Below are 20,184 nucleotides of genomic sequence, written 5' to 3'. Positions count from 1 at the left end.
TACCCCCGATTTCACAACGATTACAGGCCCGATTGATATGCGTGGCGTATCCATATGCCTAATTTTTGTGCACTTATGCCTACCATTGCGCTTATTCTCGCCGCGCCGTAATCAAGAACCATGAGCACAGCCGCCATCATCGTTGCCGCAGGGCGTGGCACCCGGGCCGGGGGGGATCTGCCCAAACAATGGCAGATGCTGGCTAGTCGTCGCGTGGTCGATCGAACGCTCGATGCTTTCCTGTCTGCGCCCGAGATCGGTCCGGTTGTTTTGGTACTGCACCCCGACGATACCGGGCATTTTGAACCGACAGACCGCATCAAGGTCGTCCATGGCGGTGCAACCCGCGCGCAATCCGTCCGCAACGGGCTTGAAGCCCTCACCGACGCGGCCCCGGATCACGTGTTGATCCATGACGCAGCACGGGTTTGCGTCAGCCAGATGCTGATCTCAAAGATCGTCGCGGCGCTGCGCGAGGGGCCTGCCCGTGCCGTTGCCCCGGCGCTTGCTGTCACCGATGCGCTCTGGCGGGGGGACGGGGATACCGTGACCGGCACGCAGGATCGTGCGGGCCTTTTCCGGGCGCAGACCCCCCAGGGGTTCGCCTTTACTGACATTCTCTCCGCGCACCGAAATCACGCGGGCGGCGCCGCCGACGATGTGGAGGTCGCCCGCGCGGCCGGGATTGAGGTAACGATGGTCGAAGGCGACGAAGACAACCTCAAGATCACCGGGCCGGAAGACTTTGCCCGCGCCAAAAAAACATTGCGAGGTCAGATGGATATACGGACAGGCTCAGGTTATGACGTGCATCGTTTCGGCCCCGGCGACCATGTGATGCTCTGTGGTGTGAAGGTGTCGCATGATCGCGGTCTGCAGGGGCATTCCGATGCCGATGTGGGCATGCACGCGCTGACCGATGCAATCTATGGCGGGTTGGCGGAGGGGGATATTGGCCGCCATTTCCCGCCCTCCGACCCGCAATGGAAGGGGGCCGAGAGTCATATCTTCCTGCGCCATGCGGCTGACCTTGCAACGGAAAAAGGCTTCGAGATCGGCAATATGGACGTCACGCTGATCTGCGAACACCCCAAGATCGGGCCGCATGCGGACGCGATGCGCCAAGCCCTCGCAGACATCACCGCCGTTGAGGTTGACCGGATCTCGGTCAAGGCCACCACATCCGAAAGGCTGGGTTTCACCGGGCGGGGCGAAGGTATCGCCGCCCAGGCCATCGCAACCCTGATCCGTCGATGAGCAGACTGACCCAAGCCATCGCAACCTTCGGCTATGTCGGACATCTGCGCCCTGCGCCAGGCACCTGGGGATCGCTTGCGGCGTTGCCAGTGGGATGGGTGTTGCATGCCATCGGCGGAACGCCACTTCTGCTTCTTGGCATTGTGGCGGCGTTTACATCAGGATGGTGGGCCACGTCACTGGAAACAAAAGGAAAAGAAGATCGCGATCCTTCGGAGATCGTTATCGACGAAGTCGCGGGCCAATGGATCGCGATCCTGCCATTATCGCTCGGCGCAAGCCATGTGAATGCCGATATCCTGAGCCTCTGGCCCGGTTGGATTTCGGCATTTCTGCTGTTCAGGCTTTTCGACATCCTCAAACCCGGCCCCATCGGCTGGGCCGACCGACGGGGCGACGCCCTTGGGGTGATGCTGGATGACGTGATTGCCGGGCTCTTTGCGGCCATCGGCGTGGCCCTCTTGGCCGGGGCAGCCCATGGGATCCTCGCACTATGAACCCGGCCGAACTCCTTGCAGCGGCGCGCGCGAAATCCTTGCGCTTCGCCCTCGCCGAGAGTTGCACCGGCGGCATGGTCTCCGCCGCCCTCACCGATATCCCCGGTTCCTCGGATGTGGTTGAATGTGGGTTTGTAACCTATTCTAATCAAGCCAAAATTCGCCATCTTGGTGTTTCCGAGGGGACGATTGAGGAATATGGTGCCGTCTCCGAGGAAACCGCGGTCGAAATGGCAAGCGGCGCCCTTCAACAGTCGCGTGCAGATATCGCCGTATCCGTGACCGGGATCGCAGGCCCGGGCGGGTCTGATTTCAAGCCGGAAGGCCGCGTGTGTTTTGGGATTGCAACGGCCACGACCGCCAGCGCAGAGACAATCGACTTCGGCGCCCTGGGCCGCGACAAGGTGCGGCAGGCCAGCGTCGCCCACGCGCTGAAATTGCTGGCAGACGCGACAGACACATACTGACGCAAATTTAGGCAAAGCGGCAAAATTTGCCTGCTTGCTGTGCATTTTACCCTGAAAAAGCCGATACGGTTGGATAATCCCCACCCCCCTTCTTGTTGCGCCCGGAAATTCGGCGATCACACCGCCGAAACGATCAAAAACAATGCACAGAGGGGAAATCAAATGAACGGAGCAGACACCGCGTGGATCATTGTTGCCACCGCCCTTGTCCTCTTCATGACACTGCCGGGGCTGGCCCTGTTCTATGGCGGACTTGTCCGCGCGCGTAACGTGCTGAGCGTTTTCATGCAGTGCTACGCCATTGCCTGCCTGATGAGCGTCTTGTGGTTCGCTTTCGGCTATTCGATCGCCTTCGGGGACGGCAATGCGGTCTGGGGCGGGCTGGGCAAGGCTTTCCTTGCGGGCGTCACCGCCGACAGCCTGTTCGGCACCCTGCCGGAGGTGCTGTTCTTTGCCTTCCAGATGACCTTCGCGATCATCACCCCGGCGCTGATTGTCGGCGCCTACGTGGAGCGGATCGGCTTTGGCTTTGTGCTTCTCTTCTCGGCGCTCTGGATGCTGACCTGTTACGCGCCAGTAACCCATTGGATCTGGGGCGGTGGCTTCCTGGCGGATGGCGGCATCTTCGGCGAAACCGGCGTCAGGGATTTCGCGGGCGGCATCGTCGTGCATGAAACCGCGGGTCTGGCCGCGCTGGTCATTGCCGTCTTCCTTGGCCCGCGCGCAAACCGCACCACCCCGCCGCATAACCCCGGCCTTGTCATGGTCGGCGCGGCAATGCTCTGGGTCGGCTGGTTCGGCTTCAATGGTGGCTCGCAACTGGCCGCCGATGGCGGGGCGGCGATGGCGCTGACGGTCACGCATATCTCTGCGGCCACCGCCTCGCTCAGTTGGGCGCTCTGGGAGCGGATCAAGTTCGGCAAGGCGTCCCTCGTGGGCATGGTGACAGGTACGATCGCGGGCCTCGCCTCGATCACCCCCGCCAGCGGTTTTGTCGGCCCGGTCGAGGCGCTGATCATCGGCGCCGTCGCGGGTGTCCTCTGTCAGGAGGCGGTCAACCTGATCCGCGAGAAGCTCAGGATTGACGATACGCTGGACGTCTTCGCGGTGCACGGCGTTGGCGGCATTTTCGGGACGATCATGATCGCCGCCTTCGGTGCCGGAAGCTGGGCCGCACAGCTTGGGTCGCTGGCGATTGTGGGGGCCTTTACCGTCATCGTGACCGTGGTTTTGGTCAAACTCGTTGGGCTCATCACTCCGCTGCGCGTCGATCTGGAGACCGAAACCAACGGTCTTGACCTGACCGTGCATGGCGAACGCGCCTATGACATGACAAGCTGAGCGATTTCACGTCACGGCGGAGACGGGCCCCATTCGCGGGCCCGTTTTGCGTTTAGGACCAAGGGGCGAGCGTATCCCGGGACCGGGTGGTCAGCCGTAAAGCTCTTCGGCGCGCGCCTCGAAGGCCCGCACGATACGCTGCATCGCCTCGTAGAAAAAAAGGCCCGCCGCCTTCTGTAGGAGCTTGTTGCGAAACTCAAAATCGACAAAGAAGGACACGTCACAGCCATCTTCGGCGGGGGTGAAGGCCCAGTTGGATTTCATGTGCTTGAACGGGCCATCGAGGTATTCGGTGTCGATCCTGAGGTCCTCGGGCCACAAGACAACCCGGCTGCGGAAGCGTTCGCGGAAGAGCTTGAAACTGATGACCAGGTCGGCATCCATCACCTTGCTCCCGTCCTGCTGCGGCGTGACCGAGCGCACCCGCGCGGCGGCCGTCCACGGCAGGAATTCAGGGTATCGCGCCACGTCGGCCACCAGGTCATACATCTGCTGTGCGTCAAAGGGCAGTCGGCGGGTCTCGGAATGGGTGGGCATTTGGTCTTCGATTTATGGTGCGAATTTTGGCGTGACAGTAGCGCGCTATTTCATAGACTAGCGGGAAAAGTGCAAGGGGTGTGTCATGGCGGATCGACCATATGTGATCGACCAGATGATCTCGGCCAAGTCGATCGCCGCGCGGATCGAGGACCTGGCGACAGAGATCAAAGCGGAATTTGCCGGTTGCGAAAAATTGGTCGTCGTGGGGCTCTTGCGCGGCTCCTTTGTTTTTATCGCGGATCTGGTGCGGGAACTCGACATGGATGTCGAGGTCGATTTTCTTGAAACCTCGTCCTATGGCAACGCGATGGAGAGCAGCCGCGAGGTGCGCATCCTGAAGGACATCCGCGGCGAGATCGAGGGGCGCGATGTGCTGGTCGTCGAGGATATCGTCGATACCGGGCACACGCTGGCCCATGTGCTGCACCTGCTGGAAAGCCGCCATCCGCGCAAACTGCGGACCATCGCCCTTCTGGACAAACCATCGCGCCGCGAGGCGGACATAAAGGCCGATTGGATCGGGTTCGAAATTCCGGACGAATTCGTCGTCGGCTACGGCATCGACTTTGCACAACGCAACCGCAACCTGCCCTGCATCGGCAAGGTACGGTTTACTGATGGCTGAGGCCATGGGTCGGTCACACGATGTCTCTCAAGGCGCAACCATGGTGATTACCGGTTTCGAGTCCAAGGCGTCCGTCTCCATTCTGGTCCAAAGCCGCGGGATTGCCAGACCGCGGGATGGCGATCAACCGTCGTCAAACGCGCTTTATCTTTGCCAAGTCCGAAGAACCTCAATTCGTTGCGCAACCTCTCCAAATCGCCAGCCCTTGCGGGCGGTCTGGCGATCGCGCGGCGGCCTTCGGCCTTGATTCCGCGCCGGGACGAAAGCCGAACGGCAGTCTTGTCCGCAATGCTGCCATTCCTCTCTTGATCCAAACCTTCGCAAGCCGCGTGACCAGGCAGAGAACCTGAGCCTAGCCTGGTGCCAGCCGATAAAGCGCGCCGTCGCCTGCGCTGAGGAACCAGATGGATCCGTCCGGGGCTTCGCGAATATCTCGCACCCGTACCGTCTCTGCCGACATCAGTTGTTCTGCCTCCGTCAGCGGCGCGCCATCCAACCGGGCGATGTAGTCGAACTTGAGCGATCCCACAAAGATGTCTCCCTCCCATTCCGGCCAGAGGGCGCCTGAGTAGACCATCAGGCCCGAGGGGGCGATCGACGGGTCCCAGTAAAAGGCTGGTTGCTCCATACCATCCTTGGCGGTGCCCTCACCGATCTTGGCGCCGGAATAATGCCGGCCATAAGAGATCACCGGCCAGCCGTAATTGGCGCCTTTGCGCACCGCGTTCACCTCGTCACCGCCCCGCGCGCCATGTTCGCTGACCCAGAGGTTGCCGTCCGGGTCCAACCCCGCGCCTTGCGGGTTGCGATGCCCATAGGACCAGATCGCTGGCCGCACAGCGGGGTCGTCCACAAAAGGGTTGTCCACGGGGATAGACCCATCCCGGTTGATCCGGATGACCGAGCCGTTTTCGCGACTCAGATCCTGCGCCGAGGGGCGGTCCCCGCGATCTCCGATTGTTATGAAAAGCGTGCCATCAGGAGCCTCGACAATGCGGCTGCCGAAATGCCGCCCGCCAGACGAGCCGGGCGTCAGGTCGAAAATCTCGGTCCAGCTCTCAAGCCCTTGCGCGTCGTCGGACAGGCGCGCCACCGCTACCGCGGTTCCGGCTCCGTCGGGCTGTTTCTTGGAATAGCTCAGGAAGATCTCGCGACTGGTGGCAAAATCGCGCGGGACCATCACGTCGAGCAACCCGCCCTGCCCCCGTGTAGCGACCTCCGCCACGCCCGACACCTCATGCAGGCCCGCCTCGGTCAGCCGCAACAGCGCCCCGTCACGTTCCGTGATCAGCACCGAGCCGTCGGGCAGAAACCCAAAGCTCCAGGGCGCATCAAGCCCCTCGGCCATTTTGGTCAGGGTCACGTTGCCCTGACTGGTGTTCAGCGCAAATGCCGGGCCGGCATGAACAATTGCCAGACACAGCAGCGTCATTGCCGTTGACAGTCTCAGCACCGTTTCTTTGCCCCTTTCAGCCATACGTGATAGGGAATGTAGGTCGGTTTGGTCGAAATGGCAGCCATGAAACGGTAAGTACCTTATGTTAACCCCCATCACCAAATGCCTTGCAGTTGCAGTATTCATCCTGTGCCTTCCGCAATCTTCATCAGCTGTCTTTGATCCGCGTTACAATTGCCAGACGCTGCACGATGAAACTGGCGTTCTTGTTGACGGCACCACCGTTGATTTGCCAAGCGGTACGAACGTAAGGCTCACTTTCTCACATGTCGGCTATGGATATATGCCGGTCTATATCGAGTTGCCCGACCAGATCGGGATAGAGGCCCATGACGGTTTCGCCCATGGAGAGGTGGAAGACCTTCCGAACGACAAAGTGCTGCGACACGGCGAGTTATTCCTGTGGGTACACTCACCAACGGGAAGCGCAGATGGCGTCGTTGAAATAGAGCTGGATTGCGGCCCGCCCCAGTGAACAAAAAAAGGGCGCCACGGCACGGAAGCCTGAGGATGTCAGGCGCGCCGGTCGCCGATCTGGGCGATGTCCAGCACCTCAAGCACCTTCGCCTCGATCTGCGCCGCGTCGAGACCGGCAACACGGTACATGTCTTCGGGGCTGGCCTGATCTATGAAGATATCGGGCAGGACCATGGAGCGGTATTTCAGCCCGCTATCAAAAACGCCGTTCTCCGCCAGGAGCTGCGCCACATGGCTGCCGAAGCCGCCAATCGCGCCCTCTTCGATGGTGATCAGCGCCTCATGCCCGGCCGCCAGCGACAGGATCATCTCTTCGTCGAGCGGCTTGGCGAACCGCGCATCGGCAATCGTTGGGGTCAGGCCACGCGCGCTCAGCGCCTCGGCGGCTTTTTGTACCTCGCCCAGGCGGGTGCCGAAAGACAAAAGCGCCACGCGGGAGCCTTGGGAAATGATCCGGCCCTTGCCAATTTCCAACGGCACACCGGTCTCGGGCATCTCGACGCCCTGCCCCTCGCCGCGCGGATAGCGGAAGGCAATCGGGCCTTGGTCATGCGCGGCGGCTGTGGCGACCATATGCACAAGTTCCGCCTCATCGGCGGCGGCCATCACCACGAAACCGGGCAGATTGGCCAGATAAGCCACGTCATAGCTGCCCGCATGGGTGGCCCCATCAGCGCCCACAAGCCCCGCACGGTCAATCGCGAACCGCACCGGCAGGCGTTGGATGGCCACGTCATGCACAACCTGATCGTATCCGCGCTGCAGGAAGGTCGAATAAAGCGCGCAGAAGGGCTTCATACCCCCCGCGGCCAGCCCGGCGGAAAAGGTCACCGCATGCTGCTCCGCGATCCCTACGTCAAAACAGCGCGACGGGTAGCGTTCGGCAAAGAGGTCCAGCCCGGTGCCATCGGGCATCGCGGCGGTAATCGCGCAGATCTTGTCGTCCTTCGCCGCCAGATCCAACAGGGCATTGGCAAAAACCTTGGTATAGCTCGGCGCGTTTGACGGTGCCTTTTTCTGCTTGCCGGTGACGATATCGAACTTCGCAGTCGCATGGCCGCCGTCGCGGGCGGCCTCGGCGGGGGCATAGCCCTTGCCCTTCTTGGTGGTCACATGGATGAGGATCGGCCCGGTCGCGCGTTGTTGCACCGTGCGCAGGACCGGCAGAAGCTGCTCCATGTCGTGGCCGTCGATAGGCCCGACATAGGAAAACCCAAGCTCTTCAAAGAGCGTCCCGCCCACGGCCATGCCTTTGAGCATCTCTTTCGCCCGCCGTGCACCCTCCTGGAACGGCTCGGGCAGGAGCGACACCGCACCCTTGGCGGCGGCCTTGAATTCCTGAAACGGCTCCCCGGCATAGAGCCGCGAGAGATAGGACGACAGCGCGCCCACCGGCGGCGCAATCGACATCTCGTTGTCGTTGAGGATCACGATCAACCGGCGTTTGAGGTGGCCCGCGTTGTTCATCGCCTCGAAGGCCATGCCTGCGCTCATCGCACCATCGCCAATCACGGCAATCGCATCGCCATGGCCGGTTTCGCAGGCCCCGCCCAGATCGCGGGCGACGGCAAAGCCGAGCGCGGCGCTGATCGAGGTCGAGCTATGGGCCGCGCCGAACGGGTCATAGGGGGATTCGCTGCGCTTGGTGAACCCGCTCAGCCCGTCCTTTTGCCGCAAGGTGCGAATGCGGTCGCGCCGCCCGGTGAGGATTTTATGCGGGTAACATTGGTGGCTCACGTCCCAGATAATCTTGTCGCGCGGCGCGTCGAACACCGCGTGAAGCGCCACGGTCAACTCGACCACCCCAAGTCCCGCACCCAGATGCCCGCCGGTTTCCGACACCGTGCTGATGGTCTCGGCCCTGAGCTCATGTGCCAGACGGCCCAGATCCGCATCCGAGAGACGTTTCAGGTCTGCGGGGCTTTGGACCTGATCCAAAAGAGGCGTTTCCGGGCGGTTCGACATTTGGGATCTACCCACGTTTGCTAGGATTTGCGCGCAATAACGAAACGCGCGATCTGCCGCAAGGTTTCGGCGTCATCACCATAAAGAGATAGGGCATCGCAGGCCTCTTCAACAAGGGCGTGAGCGCGGGTAATTGCCGCATCCAGTCCCAAAAGCGAGACAAAAGTGGCCTTTCCGGCGGCGGCATCCTTGCCGACAGCCTTGCCCACGGCCTCGGCGGTACCGGTCACGTCAATCACGTCGTCCTGTATCTGAAACGCTAGCCCGAGCGCCTGCGCGTAAGTCCGAAGCGGTGCAACATCCGCGCGTGCCATCACCGCCCCCGCCATCGCGGCCCAGCCGATCAGGGCGCCGGTCTTGCCCTCCTGCAGGTGCGTGATCTCATCCAGCGTCAGCGGATTTTCTGCAGTTTCGGCCGCGATATCAAGGGCCTGACCCAGGACCATCCCCTGCCCGCCCGCCGCGCGCGAAAGGGTCAGTACCAGATCGGCCCGAGCCTCGGGCGTCTCCGCCCCCTCCGGGTGGCTGGCCAGTTCGAAGGCCAGCGAGTGCAGCGCATCGCCCACCAGAACGGCGGTGGCCTCGTCCCATTTCACATGCACGGTTGGCTGTCCCCGGCGCATGTCGTCGTCATCCATGCAGGGCAGATCGTCATGCACAAGGCTATAGGCATGCATCGCCTCGATCGCCGTCGCGGGCCAGATCGCCCGGTCGTCAGAAATGCCATGCAGCCGCGCGCTTTCCATCACCAGCAGCGCGCGCACGCGTTTGCCGCCTTGGGTGGCGTAACGCATGCCTTGCGCCACGGCGCCATCGCCGAAACCCGCGAGGATCGTGTCGAAATGCGATTGAACCTCGGCCGCGACCGCCGCGCGTGCGTCCTGCATCGGGATTACTGGCCGTCGACCGGGGTGGTTCCCGTGGGCTGTCCGTCACCATCGAGCGTGATCGCCGCCACCTTTTCCTCGGCCTCTTTCAGCTTGGCCTCGCAGCGTTTTTTCAGCTCCGCCCCGCGTTCATAGAGCGAGATCGAATCCTCCAGCGCCACATCGCCCCGTTCCAACTGGCCCACGACCTTTTCCAACTCGCGCATGGCGGCTTCGAATGACATCTCGGAAATCGGGGTATCGGTCATGATCTGGTCCTGTGGGTCGACGTTTCGCGCGCACCATAGACGTGAGAGAAGCGGTGTTCAATTCGGTTGGGGTGATTGGTGTGTGAAACGGATCCGTTGCGTTTTTGTGTTTCGTTCACGTGATAGGCGACGAACCACGTTGGCCCGCACTGCCCGTGGATTTGGTGACCTCGCGCGGAATCAAAGCCGCAGGCCGCCGCGCATCGACGCCGCGCTCCCACGCGGCGGCGATTTGATCAAGGTCAGCGCAACACATCGAGCATTTCCGGATTTGGCGGACAAAAAAGTGCGTACCACCGACGTCGGATCGCCACCGCGCGCGTCGTCAATGCGCGGCTCGGCTCCGCAATCCCGTAGGTCGGCTCAGGCAAATTGATCTACCGGCGGCACAAACGCTCTACCGCCCCTTGAAGAGCCCGCCCAGAATACCGCGCACAATACGACGTCCCGTAGTGCCTTTCAGTTCCTTCAACACCACATCGGTCACGGCCTTGCCAAAGCTCTCGCCTATCGACACGTCACGCGCGGATTTGCGCGAGGAGGAGCGCGTGACCTTGATCCCCGTGTACCGCCTTCCGGCGTTGAACTCACGCTCTGCGGCGGATTGCTCTTCGGCCTGTTCCTCTGCCACCTCGGCCTCTTTGGCGGCCTCCTCGGCGCGGGCGGCGAGGATTTCATAAGCCGATTTGCGATCCACTGTCGCGTCGTACTTCCCGGCCAGCGGTGACGCGGCCATCACCTGCTCCCGCGTCGCCGCATCAATGGGGCCGAGTTTCGACGAAGGCGGGCGGATCAGCGTCCGTTCGACAATCCCCGGCACGCCCTTTTTCTGCAACATCGAGGTCACGGCCTCGCCCACGCCCACATCGCGGATCGCCTCGGCGGTGTCGAACCGTGGGTTCGGGCGATAGGTCTCCGCCGCGCGCACCAGCGCCTTCTGGTCCCGCGCGGTGAAAGCGCGCAGCGCGTGTTGAAACCGGTTGCCCAACTGCCCCAGGATATCCTCGGGCACATCATCGGGGTTCTGCGTGATGAAATAGACGCCGACGCCCTTGGATCGGATCAGGCGGGCCACCTGCTCGACCTTGTCGACCAGCGCCTTGGGGGCGTCTTCGAACAAAAGATGGGCCTCGTCAAAGAAGAATACCAGCTTGGGCTTGTCCGGGTCGCCCACCTCTGGGAGTGTCTCGAAAAGTTCGCTCAACAGCCACAGAAGGAAGGTCGCATAGAGCCGCGGCGCGCCCATCAGCTTGTCCGACGAAAGGATGTTGATCCGCCCGCGCCCGTCGGGGTCAGTCATCATCAGATCCTTGAGGTCGAGCGCCGGTTCACCAAAGAGCTTGGTGCCGCCCTGGTTTTCCAGGACCAGTAATTGCCGCTGAATGGCCCCTACCGATTGGGTCGAGATATTGCCGTATCGCAACGACAGGTCGCCCGCATTCTGTCCGACCCAAACCAAAAGCGCCTGCAGGTCCTTGAGATCCAGCAGCGGCATCCCCTGCTCGTCCGACACCCGGAAGGCGATGTTCATCACACCCTCCTGCGCCTCGGTCAGTTCCAGCAGCCGCGACAATAGCAATGGCCCCATCTCCGCAACGGTCGTACGGACCGGATGGCCCTGATCGCCGAAAAGATCCCAGAAGGTGACGGGAAATGCCTCGTAGCGGTAATCGGTGAACCCGATGGTCGCAGCCCGGCTCGTGAAAGCGTCATGCAACTTGAAATCAGCACTGCCAGCCGCTGCAAGCCCCGAAAGATCGCCCTTCACATCCGACAAGAAAACCGGCACGCCCGCGGCGGAAAACCCCTCGGCCAGAATTTGCAGCGTGACGGTTTTACCGGTGCCCGTGGCCCCCGCAATCAGGCCGTGACGGTTGGCATATTTCAGATTCAGGCCCTGCGCCTCGCAATAACCTTCACCACCACCGCCAATAAAAACCTGATTTTCCAACGCATTCGCCCTCTGTCTTACTTTTTTCACGGTCTGAACATACTCGGTTAATGTTTTCCTGCCAGTATGAAATTCTACCCGGGGCCTCATGTCCTCTTGGCTCTGGGTGACTTCCTCCCTGTCAGACTGGCCGCGCCCTCGGGTGCGGCCCTTTTTTGTCCATAACATTTTTTCATCATTGCCTGTTGACCGCTGCGGCCATCTGTCCTAGCGTCGCGATACAAATAAGCCGGCCAGTCCGGCAGGGAGATACTTTGAGAAGAGGCCGTCTGGCCTCTTTTCGGTTTTCTGGGGTTGGCATTAGCCCGCAGAGAGGGCAGTTTCGCGCCACATCGCTGGTTCTGGCAGATGGTTTTGACCTGACACGCCCGTCACACCATGTTAGAGCGCAGCAAAGACGTAGTAACCATCAAAACGGGGAACCGATGCCCAGATTATTGAATGTCCTGCCTCTGTTTGCCGCGCTTGTTTTTGGCGCCGCCCTGCATGCACAGGAAACCACCACACCTGATACCGAGGAACCCGCCCAGGCCGCGCCTGAGGCCGCACCCGAGGCGGAAACCACCGAGACAGAGACGACCGGGGCCGAAGCTGGCGCCGCCGAGACCGATGCCGACCCTGCGGCCGAAGAGGATGCCGCCGGGGTGGATGGCCTCGACATGGGCACAGAGGTCGTCGAGGACCCGACATATATCAAAGAGACATATGGCGACTGGCAACTGAAATGCTTCCGCAGCGAAGGCCAGGAAGACCTTTGCCAGATGTACCAGTTGCTGCGCGAGGATGCGGGCAACCCCGTCGCGGAGTTCAGCCTGTTCAAGCTGCCAGAAGGATCACAGGCCACCGCGGGCGCCACCATCGTCGTGCCGCTTGGCACGTTGCTGACGCGGGAACTCCTAGTGTCGATCGACGGCGGTCAGTCCAAGAGCTTCTCTTATTCCTTCTGCAGTGCCGTAGGATGCTTTGCCCGGATCGGCCTGACGGCGGCGGATGTGGATGCGTTCAAGCGCGGCGCTGCTGCCAGCCTGCAGATCGTACCGGCGCAGGCCCCCGACCAGAAGGTCAACATCAAGGTATCGCTCACCGGCTTTACCGCCGCTTACGACAACGTCTCGACGGTTCAGAACTGATTGTTGAAACGCCAATATGCACACCCTAGAACGCCGCTCCTTGCAGAGTGGCGTTTTTGTTTGCGGGAAGGTGTTTTTTCGCTGTGAACGGTGACAATCGCTTTCCGTATAGAACAACGGGTCCAAACCCAATACGGACATTGCTCCCGCCCGGAATCAAGGTGCGCAGCACCGCCGGGCAGCGGTTGCCCATTGAAGGCGCCATTGGTTCGAGCCCAATGGGCGACACCGCCCCATGGGCGGGCGCTTCGTCACCGTTTCAATCCCAGCGATCGTGGGAGGTGCACGCCACCATAAAGAGCGATGAACATCGCTAGGTGCGCCAACCCGCGGTCGGACGATGCCCTCTGTTTCGATGGCGATCCAAGGTCCGCTTCGTCCGCTTAACCGCCACTTATCGCGAGATTGACCAACTACTTGCATCAGAGGACCGCTTTGAGCCCAATGCGGACGTTCGAGTTCGAACCCCGCGCGGAATCAAGGCCGCAGGCCGCCGCGCGATCGCCAGACCGCCCGCAAGGGCTGGCGATTTCGACAGGTTGCGCACCGATCAGAGGTCGTCCGGACTTGGCAAAGATAAAGTGTGCCTAAGAACGGTAGATCGCCATCCCGCGGTCTGGCGATCGCGCGGCTCGTTCTTGGATGCCAGGTTAGTCCGCAAAGCGGCCAAGCCCAAGATCGCTCCCCTCAAAGGAACGTCAAAAACCACCAGGTCGCAGGCTCCTCAGAGCGCCTTGAGAAATTGATATGCAAAGGCCCGGAAATCGCGCCAGCTCGCGCGGGATCTGGTCTTCCGCCAGACATGGCGCAGCTCCGACCGGCGCAGGGGTTTGGTGACCCGCGCACTCACCTGCCCTTCATGCAACCGGTTCGCCACCAACACGTCAGGCAGGATCCCCGGCGCGCCGAGCTGTTGCGCGCAACGGTCATAGAATTCAACATCCATCAGCCAGATCAGGTTTTCATCGAAATGCAGCCCAACCTCCGCCCGCAGGGCCAGAACCGACGGGCTCGACACGGTGTTGCGGCCAAATCGAAGCTGATCGTTAAGGCGCGGCACCATCGGGTTCTCGACCGTCTCCCCGTCCCGCGACACGCCCGACCCGCAGAGCAGCCAGCGCGCACCGGCATCCTCGAACCCGCGCGCAATCTGCTCAAGCGCATCCGCGCGGGCCAGGAAATCATCCTGGAACAAGATCTTGAGGATCCGACCCGATGCATGGCGCATCGCATTGTTGGCATTGGCCGAGGATTGCCGCGGCCCGTCGGTGAAATCCACCCGGCGGATGTTCAGCCGATCGCCATAGCGCGCACAAACCTGCGCGACGCCATCGGTATCCGATTGATCCGAAACGACAACTTCGAAATCCGTGAACCCCTGCCCGACCATCCGCTCAAAGGAGGCCGCAAGAAATCCCGCCCCTTTGCCGCCCATGTCATAGGCCGGAATACAGATGCTGATCGCTGGTTGTGCCATGGGCCGGTTCTCTCGCAGTCTTGCGACAGTGGCAACAGAAAAACGGGGGGCCTTGGCCCCCCGGTAAGTTTCGCCACTCAAGCTCACTCTTTATACCGCCCGGTTTCTGCCTGCGGCCTGAGTGTCGTCAGGGGCGAGCGCACCCGCCCCGGGAAGGGAGACCAGAGCCTGTAAGTCCGATCTCACCTTATCTCCGCCTCCCCTTCACCTTGCGTGGAGGAGCGGCGGTATTCGTCGGGGTCCGGCTCTGGAGGAGACCGAGACCCCTACGCGCCCCAGGAGGACGCGAGTTCCTTAGCTACACCCGCTTGTCGCGCCGCAGGTGTTGCATTTCATGCAGGTGCCGTTGCGCACCAGCGTGTAGTTGCCGCAATCGCCGCAGGGGTCGCCTTCGTAGCCCTGCATCTTGGCCTTGGTGCGCGCATCCATCGTGGTTGCCGCCGCCACTGCCGTGGTCGACGTGGTGGTTGTGGCCACCGCCGCGGCGGTTTCCGGCACGAGCGTTTCAAGCGTGGCGACCGGATCGACCGCCCCATCGAGCGCCGTGGCCCCCACGGTCTGGCCGCCCTGCAGCACCACCAGTTCCTGCGGCAGACGCTTGCGCAGATACCCGGTCGAGCTGATCTGCTTCAGCACTTCGAGCGATTTGTTGGCGCTGGCCTCGGACATCTCGGCGATGTTGCTGACGCCTTCTTCCTCGCCGCGACCGAGATCATCAAACGACGCGCCTTCGGGCTTCACGTGGGCTAGGTCGGTGCGGTCGAGATAGGAAACAGCGAGTTCGCGGAAGATATAGTCGAGGATCGAGGTCGCGTTCTTGATGCTATCATTGCCCTGCACCATGCCCGCCGGTTCGAACTTGGTGAAGGTGAAGGCATCGACGAACTCCTCCAGCGGCACACCGTATTGCAGGCCCACGGACACGGCGATGGCGAAATTGTTCATCATCGCGCGGAAGCCGGCGCCCTCTTTGTGCATATCGATGAAGATTTCACCGAGGGAGCCATCGCCATATTCACCCGTCCGCAGATAGACCTTGTGGCCGCCGACAACCGCCTTCTGGGTGTAGCCCTTGCGGCGCTCCGGCATCTTTTCGCGGTGCGACTTGACGATTTCCTTGACGATCACCTTCTCGACGATCTTCTCGGCCAGCACGGCGGCTTTTTCCTGAGTCGAGCCGCTTTCGAGAATTTCGGCGGCCTCGTCGTCATCCTCGACAAGCGCAGCGGCCAGCGGCTGGCTCAGTTTCGAGCCGTCACGGTAAAGCGCGTTGGCTTTCACACCCAGCGACCAGCTGAGTTCATAGGCTTTCTGACAATCCTCGATCGTCGCGTCATTGGGCATGTTGATCGTCTTGGAGATCGCGCCCGAGATGAAGGACTGCGCCGCGGCCATCATGGTGATGTGGCTGTTGACGGAAAGGTAGCGTTTACCCTTCTTGCCGCAGGGGTTGGCACAATCGAAGATGTGATAATGCTCTTCCTTCAGATGCGGCGCGCCTTCGAGTGTCATGGTGCCGCAAACATGGTCATTAGCCGCGTCGATATCGGCCTTGGAGTAGCCGAGGCTCGCCAGCAGGTCGAAGGTCGGATCGTTCAACTTCTCCGCGGGGATACCCAGCACGTTGGTGCAGAACTCTTCGCCCAGGGTCCACTGGTTGAAGACAAAGCGGATATCGAAGGCAGAGCCAAGCGCCGCGTCAACCTTTTCCAGCTCGTTCGGGCCAAAGCCGTGACCGATGAGAGAGGTATGGTTGACACCAGGCGCGTTGCCGATGGTGCCGTGACCGACCGCGTAGCTCACGATTTCCTCGATATGCGCGGGGCCATAGCCCAGCTTTTCAAGGGCCGCGGGCACCGATTGGTTGATGATCTTGAAGTAGCCGCCACCGGCGAGCTTCTTGAACTTGACCAGCGCGAAGTCCGGCTCGATCCCCGTGGTGTCGCAATCCATCACCAGGCCGATCGTACCCGTGGGCGCGATCACGGTCGCCTGCGCGTTGCGGTAGCCGTGCTTTTCACCCAGTTTCAGCGCCTCGTCCCAGCTTGCCATCGCCAGATCGGCCAGGCGGCTGTCCGGGCAGTTGGCCAGATCGAGCGGCACCGGTTTCACGGCCAGTTGGTCATAGCCTTCGGTCGCGCCATAGGCGGCGTTGCGGTGGTTGCGGATGACGCGCAGCATGTGATCCTTGTTGCGCTTGTAACCCGCGAAAGGCCCCAATTCTCCGGCCATTTCGGCGGAGGTCGCGTAGGATACACCGGTCATGACGGCGGTAAGCGCACCGCAAAGCGCGCGGCCCTCGTCGCTGTCATAGCCCAGACCCATATTCATCAGGAGGCCACCGATATTGGCATAGCCGAGACCCAATGTGCGGAACTCGTAAGAAAGCTGTGCGATCTCCTGCGACGGGAACTGCGCCATCATCACGCTGATCTCCAGCGTCACGGTCCAGAGGCGCGTGGCGTGGACATAGGATTCGGCGTCGAACTGGCCGTCCTTGTAGAAGGTCAACAGGTTCATTGACGCCAGGTTACAGGCGGTGTCATCGAGGAACATGTATTCAGAACAAGGGTTTGAGCCGCGAATCTCACCGTCTTCCGGGCAGGTATGCCAGGCGTTCACAGTGTCGTGGTACTGGATGCCCGGATCGGCGCAGGCCCAGGCGGCGTGACCGACGTCATCCCATAGCTTTCTGGCGTCTATTGTGTCCGCGACTGACCCGTCAGTACGATTGATAAGATCCCATTTTCCATCACTCTCGACCGCCTTCAGGAAAGCATCGGTGACGCGGATCGAGTTATTGGAGTTTTGCCCCGAGACCGACGCATATGCTTCACTGTCCCAATCGGTGTCATATGTCGGAAACTCGATGCTGTCATAGCCCTGCTTGGCATAGTCCAGCACGCGTTTCACATAGGTCTCGGGGATCGCTGATTTTTTCGCCCCGCGAATGGCGTCTTTCAACTGCTCGTTTTTCTTGGGGTCGACCGCATCCTCGGTGCTGCCGTCCCAGGCACGGATCGCGCCGAAGATATCGTTCAGCTTGGCCTCGTGCATCTTGGAGCCGGCAACGATGCTGGCGACCTTTTGCTCTTCCTTGACCTTCCAGTTGATGAACTCCTGGATATCGGGGTGGTCCGCGTCGCAGATGACCATCTTGGCCGCGCGGCGTGTGGTGCCGCCGGATTTGATCGCGCCAGCCGCCCGGTCACCGATCTTGAGGAAGCCCATCAGGCCCGAGGATTTACCACCGCCCGAAAGCGGCTCGTCGGCTGCACGCAGTGACGAGAAGTTGGTGCCGGTGCCGGAGCCATATTTGAACAGGCGGGCTTCGCGCACCCACAGGTCCATGATGCCGCCATCGCCCACCAGATCGTCAGCGACCGACTGGATGAAGCAGGCATGGGGTTGCGGGTGCTCATAAGCACTGCTCGACTTGGTCAGTTTCTTGGTTTTGTGGTCGACATAATAGTGACCCTGGCTGGGGCCATCGATGCCATAGGCCCAGTGCAGGCCGGTGTTAAACCATTGCGGGCTGTTGGGGGCGGCCATTTGTTTGGCCAGCATCACGCGCATCTCGTCGAAATAGGCTTGGGCATCCTCCTCGGTGGTGAAATAGCCGCCTTTCCAGCCCCAATAGGCCCAGGCGCCTGCGAGACGGTCAAACACCTGCTTGGCGCTTGTCTCGCCGCCTTTTTCGACATCATCGCCATCGGGGACCGAGCGCCACAGGAACTCGGGAACGTCCTTCTCCTTAACCTTCTTCAGCCGTGCCGGGACGCCCGCCTTGCGAAAATACTTCTGTGCAATGACATCGCTGGCCACCTGGCTCCACCCGCTGGGGACTTCGACCTCTTCCAGGCGGAACACGATCTTGCCATCCGGGTTGCGGATCTCTGAACTGGTGATCTTGAAATCCAAAGCCGCATAGGCGTCTTGACCGGCTTGGGTAAATTTACGTTCGATTTTCATTTTTGCGCTGCCCCATCAATCCAGCATTTCATTTCATATGTCGGCCAGACGTTGCGGGCCGACTGCCCTTCTCCTCAGACAGACATCTATCCCCCTGCAACACGCGATAACCGCGGCGCAGAACACCAGCCCGAGCTTGCATCCGGGTATGTTTGGGTTAGTTGTCCCTGCCTGGCCGTCGCCACTATATGTTGTGGCTTGTCGGCCGGTCTACACAAACTGACGTATTCACCCCTAGCGGGTCAACGAAAATTTTTAAAAATTTTGAGGAAAAAACCGTTGACGCCGAGAGCCGCAGATGCGCGGACGTTCCCGCGTGATTCATTCGCCAAGATCTTTACGAAGATTAACCCGCGCGCGCGGATTTCGCCCATCCCGGAAAGCCTTTTTATTCGGCCTGTTTAGCCGCAAGAACTCATGGGGGCCGCAGGCAAGGTATCACTGACCGAAACCTGTGGGTCCAATAAATTAACGTAGATTAATGGCGCCCGAAAAAAGTTCGGCGCCGCCATCGGTCGTCGCGAAAATGTTACAAACCTTTGATCGCCGGGCGAGCGGCGCCGGAGAATCAGCCAGATCATGTCGGAAGGAATTCATGGTCGGGACGGCAAGATTCGAACTTGCGACCCCCTGTACCCAAAACAGGTGCGCTACCAGACTGCGCTACGCCCCGGACCGAGGCCGTATCTAATTGCGATTATCCGGATTGAAAAGCCCAAAAACCGCGAAGGGCGCAGGAACGCTCAGCAAGGCCAGGCGGCCACGTCCTTGCCGAAGGCGGGATGGCGCATCTGACTGCCCTCGGTGATGCCCATGACCTCGGCCAGACCACCATTGATTTCCAGGACCGCCATGATCCCAGGGCCGCCCATGATCGGCCGTTCATCGTGGGGAATGGCGTTGACATGTATCCGTCGCACCGTGCCGGTCTCATCCAGAAACACCATATCCAGGGGGATCAGCGTGTTCTTCATCCAGAAGCCAATGCGATCGCTGGGCCCAGGATAGATGAAAAGCATACCGGCACTCTTGGGCATGCTCTCGCGGAACATGAGGCCCTGGTTACGCTCGGCCTCGTCATCGGCCAATTCAACGGTAAAGCTCGCCTGCCCCCAATCGCCGCGCAAGGTCACCTTGTCGTCACGGCACTCACCCGCGACCGCGACCGACCCGGCCATCAGCAAAAGGGATGCCGCACCAAGAGCGCGGCAACATGCGGTGGCGCCGCTTCGGCCCAAGGCAAAAAGCGGCTGCACCCGTCTTACCAGTAAGTCGAAACGCTTCAGGCCGGCGCCTTGACCGCGGTTTCCCATCCACACACCTCTGTCGCCATCCGGCCACGTTTGCCTTCGATCACACGAATTGCCACGGCCTCGCCGGGCTGCAAATCGGCAAGACCGGAACGGCGGAGCACCTCGATATGCACAAACACATCCTCGTCGCGCCCAAAGGTATTGGCAAAGCCAAACCCCTTGCCCTTGTCGAACCACTTGACCCGCGCGGGCTCAAGCGTTGCAGAGTTGATGATTTCCGGATCGACATCATCCAGGTCAAGAAGCCCGGATGATACGGCATCCTGTGGTGGTTCGATGACGTGCACCTCGACAGCCTGAACACCACGATCCGTGTCCTGGACATCTATCTCAATACCAGCGCGATCCGCGACAGAACTCTGCCCGAAATTACGCAGTACATTTGCGTGCAACAGAATATCCGGCCCGCCTTCGTCGGCAACTACAAACCCAAACCCCTTGACGGGGTCGAACCACTTAACTTGTCCTTTTACTCTGCGGGTACCTTCGTTGTCTTTCGTCACTTTGTCCTACCCAACAGTCTTCGTCCCCAAGACCTTAACAACTTTTGCGTCACTCGATGCGCTCATGCAACCCCAAAA

At 61.0% G+C, this 20,184-nt stretch carries 17 protein-coding genes and 1 tRNA gene; 7 read left to right on the top strand and 11 right to left on the bottom strand.

All coding sequences use genetic code 11. The features are described from left to right. Positions 1-120 precede the first annotated feature (120 nt). From RBB29_RS07525 to RBB29_RS07510, 4 genes are all read left to right on the top strand, one after another. Complete coding sequence (locus RBB29_RS07525; protein WP_306113958.1) at positions 121-1,257, top strand: bifunctional 2-C-methyl-D-erythritol 4-phosphate cytidylyltransferase/2-C-methyl-D-erythritol 2,4-cyclodiphosphate synthase; 1,137 nt, start codon at positions 121-123, stop codon at positions 1,255-1,257. Further along, positions 1,254-1,754, top strand: coding sequence for a phosphatidylglycerophosphatase A (locus RBB29_RS07520; RefSeq protein WP_306113957.1), 501 nt, complete (start codon positions 1,254-1,256; stop codon positions 1,752-1,754). Before RBB29_RS07525 ends, RBB29_RS07520 begins: the two co-directional genes overlap by 4 nt. Then, a complete protein-coding gene (locus RBB29_RS07515) occupies positions 1,751-2,221 on the top strand; it encodes a CinA family protein (RefSeq protein ID WP_306113956.1) in 471 nt (156 codons plus the stop codon). Before RBB29_RS07520 ends, RBB29_RS07515 begins: the two co-directional genes overlap by 4 nt. Positions 2,222-2,383: 162 nt before the next feature. Continuing rightward, entirely contained in the window at positions 2,384-3,562 is a 1,179-nt protein-coding gene (locus tag RBB29_RS07510; RefSeq protein WP_306113955.1) for an ammonium transporter, read from the top strand. Between the two features lie 90 nt (positions 3,563-3,652). Here RBB29_RS07510 and RBB29_RS07505 read toward each other — a convergent pair whose 3' ends face one another. Then, the gene (locus tag RBB29_RS07505) at positions 3,653-4,099 is read right to left on the bottom strand and encodes a type II toxin-antitoxin system RatA family toxin (RefSeq protein ID WP_306113954.1); all 447 of its coding nucleotides are present in this window, start codon (positions 4,097-4,099) and stop codon (positions 3,653-3,655) included. 85 nt (positions 4,100-4,184) lie between these two features. Between RBB29_RS07505 and hpt the strand changes: the two genes are divergently transcribed. Beyond that, positions 4,185-4,727, top strand: a complete 543-nt coding sequence (hpt, locus tag RBB29_RS07500; RefSeq protein WP_306113953.1) for a hypoxanthine phosphoribosyltransferase — start codon at positions 4,185-4,187, stop codon at positions 4,725-4,727. 352 nt (positions 4,728-5,079) lie between these two features. On the opposite strand, the gene RBB29_RS07495 is transcribed toward hpt, so the two are convergent. Further along, positions 5,080-6,159, bottom strand: a complete 1,080-nt coding sequence (locus RBB29_RS07495) for a PQQ-dependent sugar dehydrogenase (protein ID WP_306114119.1) — start codon at positions 6,157-6,159, stop codon at positions 5,080-5,082. A gap of 106 nt (positions 6,160-6,265) precedes the next feature. On the opposite strand from RBB29_RS07495, the gene RBB29_RS07490 reads away from it, so the two are divergent. Next, positions 6,266-6,658, top strand: a complete 393-nt coding sequence (locus RBB29_RS07490) for a hypothetical protein (RefSeq protein WP_306113951.1) — start codon at positions 6,266-6,268, stop codon at positions 6,656-6,658. Positions 6,659-6,696: 38 nt separating this feature from the next. On the opposite strand, the gene dxs is transcribed toward RBB29_RS07490, so the two are convergent. The 4 genes from dxs to RBB29_RS07470 form a co-directional block, all read right to left on the bottom strand. Continuing rightward, complete coding sequence (gene dxs / locus RBB29_RS07485; protein WP_306114118.1) at positions 6,697-8,625, bottom strand: 1-deoxy-D-xylulose-5-phosphate synthase; 1,929 nt, start codon at positions 8,623-8,625, stop codon at positions 6,697-6,699. Positions 8,626-8,645: 20 nt separating this feature from the next. Beyond that, positions 8,646-9,512, bottom strand: a complete 867-nt coding sequence (locus RBB29_RS07480) for a polyprenyl synthetase family protein (protein WP_306113950.1) — start codon at positions 9,510-9,512, stop codon at positions 8,646-8,648. 5 nt (positions 9,513-9,517) lie between these two features. Continuing rightward, a complete protein-coding gene (locus tag RBB29_RS07475) occupies positions 9,518-9,760 on the bottom strand; it encodes an exodeoxyribonuclease VII small subunit (protein WP_306113949.1) in 243 nt (80 codons plus the stop codon). Between the two features lie 397 nt (positions 9,761-10,157). Further along, a complete protein-coding gene (locus RBB29_RS07470; RefSeq protein WP_306113948.1) occupies positions 10,158-11,711 on the bottom strand; it encodes a helicase HerA-like domain-containing protein in 1,554 nt (517 codons plus the stop codon). A gap of 425 nt (positions 11,712-12,136) precedes the next feature. On the opposite strand from RBB29_RS07470, the gene RBB29_RS07465 reads away from it, so the two are divergent. Further along, positions 12,137-12,841: an invasion associated locus B family protein gene (locus RBB29_RS07465; protein ID WP_306113947.1), complete on the top strand. Its 705-nt coding sequence runs from the start codon at positions 12,137-12,139 to the stop codon at positions 12,839-12,841. A gap of 724 nt (positions 12,842-13,565) precedes the next feature. Here RBB29_RS07465 and RBB29_RS07460 read toward each other — a convergent pair. From RBB29_RS07460 to RBB29_RS07440, 5 genes are all read right to left on the bottom strand, one after another. Then, positions 13,566-14,318 (bottom strand): glycosyltransferase family A protein, encoded by a 753-nt coding sequence (locus RBB29_RS07460; RefSeq protein ID WP_306113946.1) that lies wholly within the window; start codon positions 14,316-14,318, stop codon positions 13,566-13,568. A 294-nt stretch (positions 14,319-14,612) separates the two neighbouring features. Beyond that, positions 14,613-18,290: a vitamin B12-dependent ribonucleotide reductase gene (locus RBB29_RS07455; RefSeq protein ID WP_306113945.1), complete on the bottom strand. Its 3,678-nt coding sequence runs from the start codon at positions 18,288-18,290 to the stop codon at positions 14,613-14,615. Positions 18,291-18,886: 596 nt separating this feature from the next. After that, a tRNA-Pro gene (locus RBB29_RS07450) sits at positions 18,887-18,963 on the bottom strand. A 70-nt stretch (positions 18,964-19,033) separates the two neighbouring features. Next, complete coding sequence (locus tag RBB29_RS07445) at positions 19,034-19,603, bottom strand: DUF192 domain-containing protein (RefSeq protein ID WP_371931447.1); 570 nt, start codon at positions 19,601-19,603, stop codon at positions 19,034-19,036. Further along, positions 19,573-20,106 (bottom strand): cold-shock protein, encoded by a 534-nt coding sequence (locus RBB29_RS07440; RefSeq protein WP_306113943.1) that lies wholly within the window; start codon positions 20,104-20,106, stop codon positions 19,573-19,575. Before RBB29_RS07440 ends, RBB29_RS07445 begins: the two co-directional genes overlap by 31 nt. Positions 20,107-20,184: the final 78 nt, after the last annotated feature.

Origin of the sequence: Roseovarius sp. MMSF_3359, assembly GCF_030733385.1 — a bacterium.
Taxonomy (GTDB): Bacteria; Pseudomonadota; Alphaproteobacteria; order Rhodobacterales; family Rhodobacteraceae; genus Roseovarius.
This window is presented reverse-complemented; position numbering and strand designations above follow the sequence as displayed.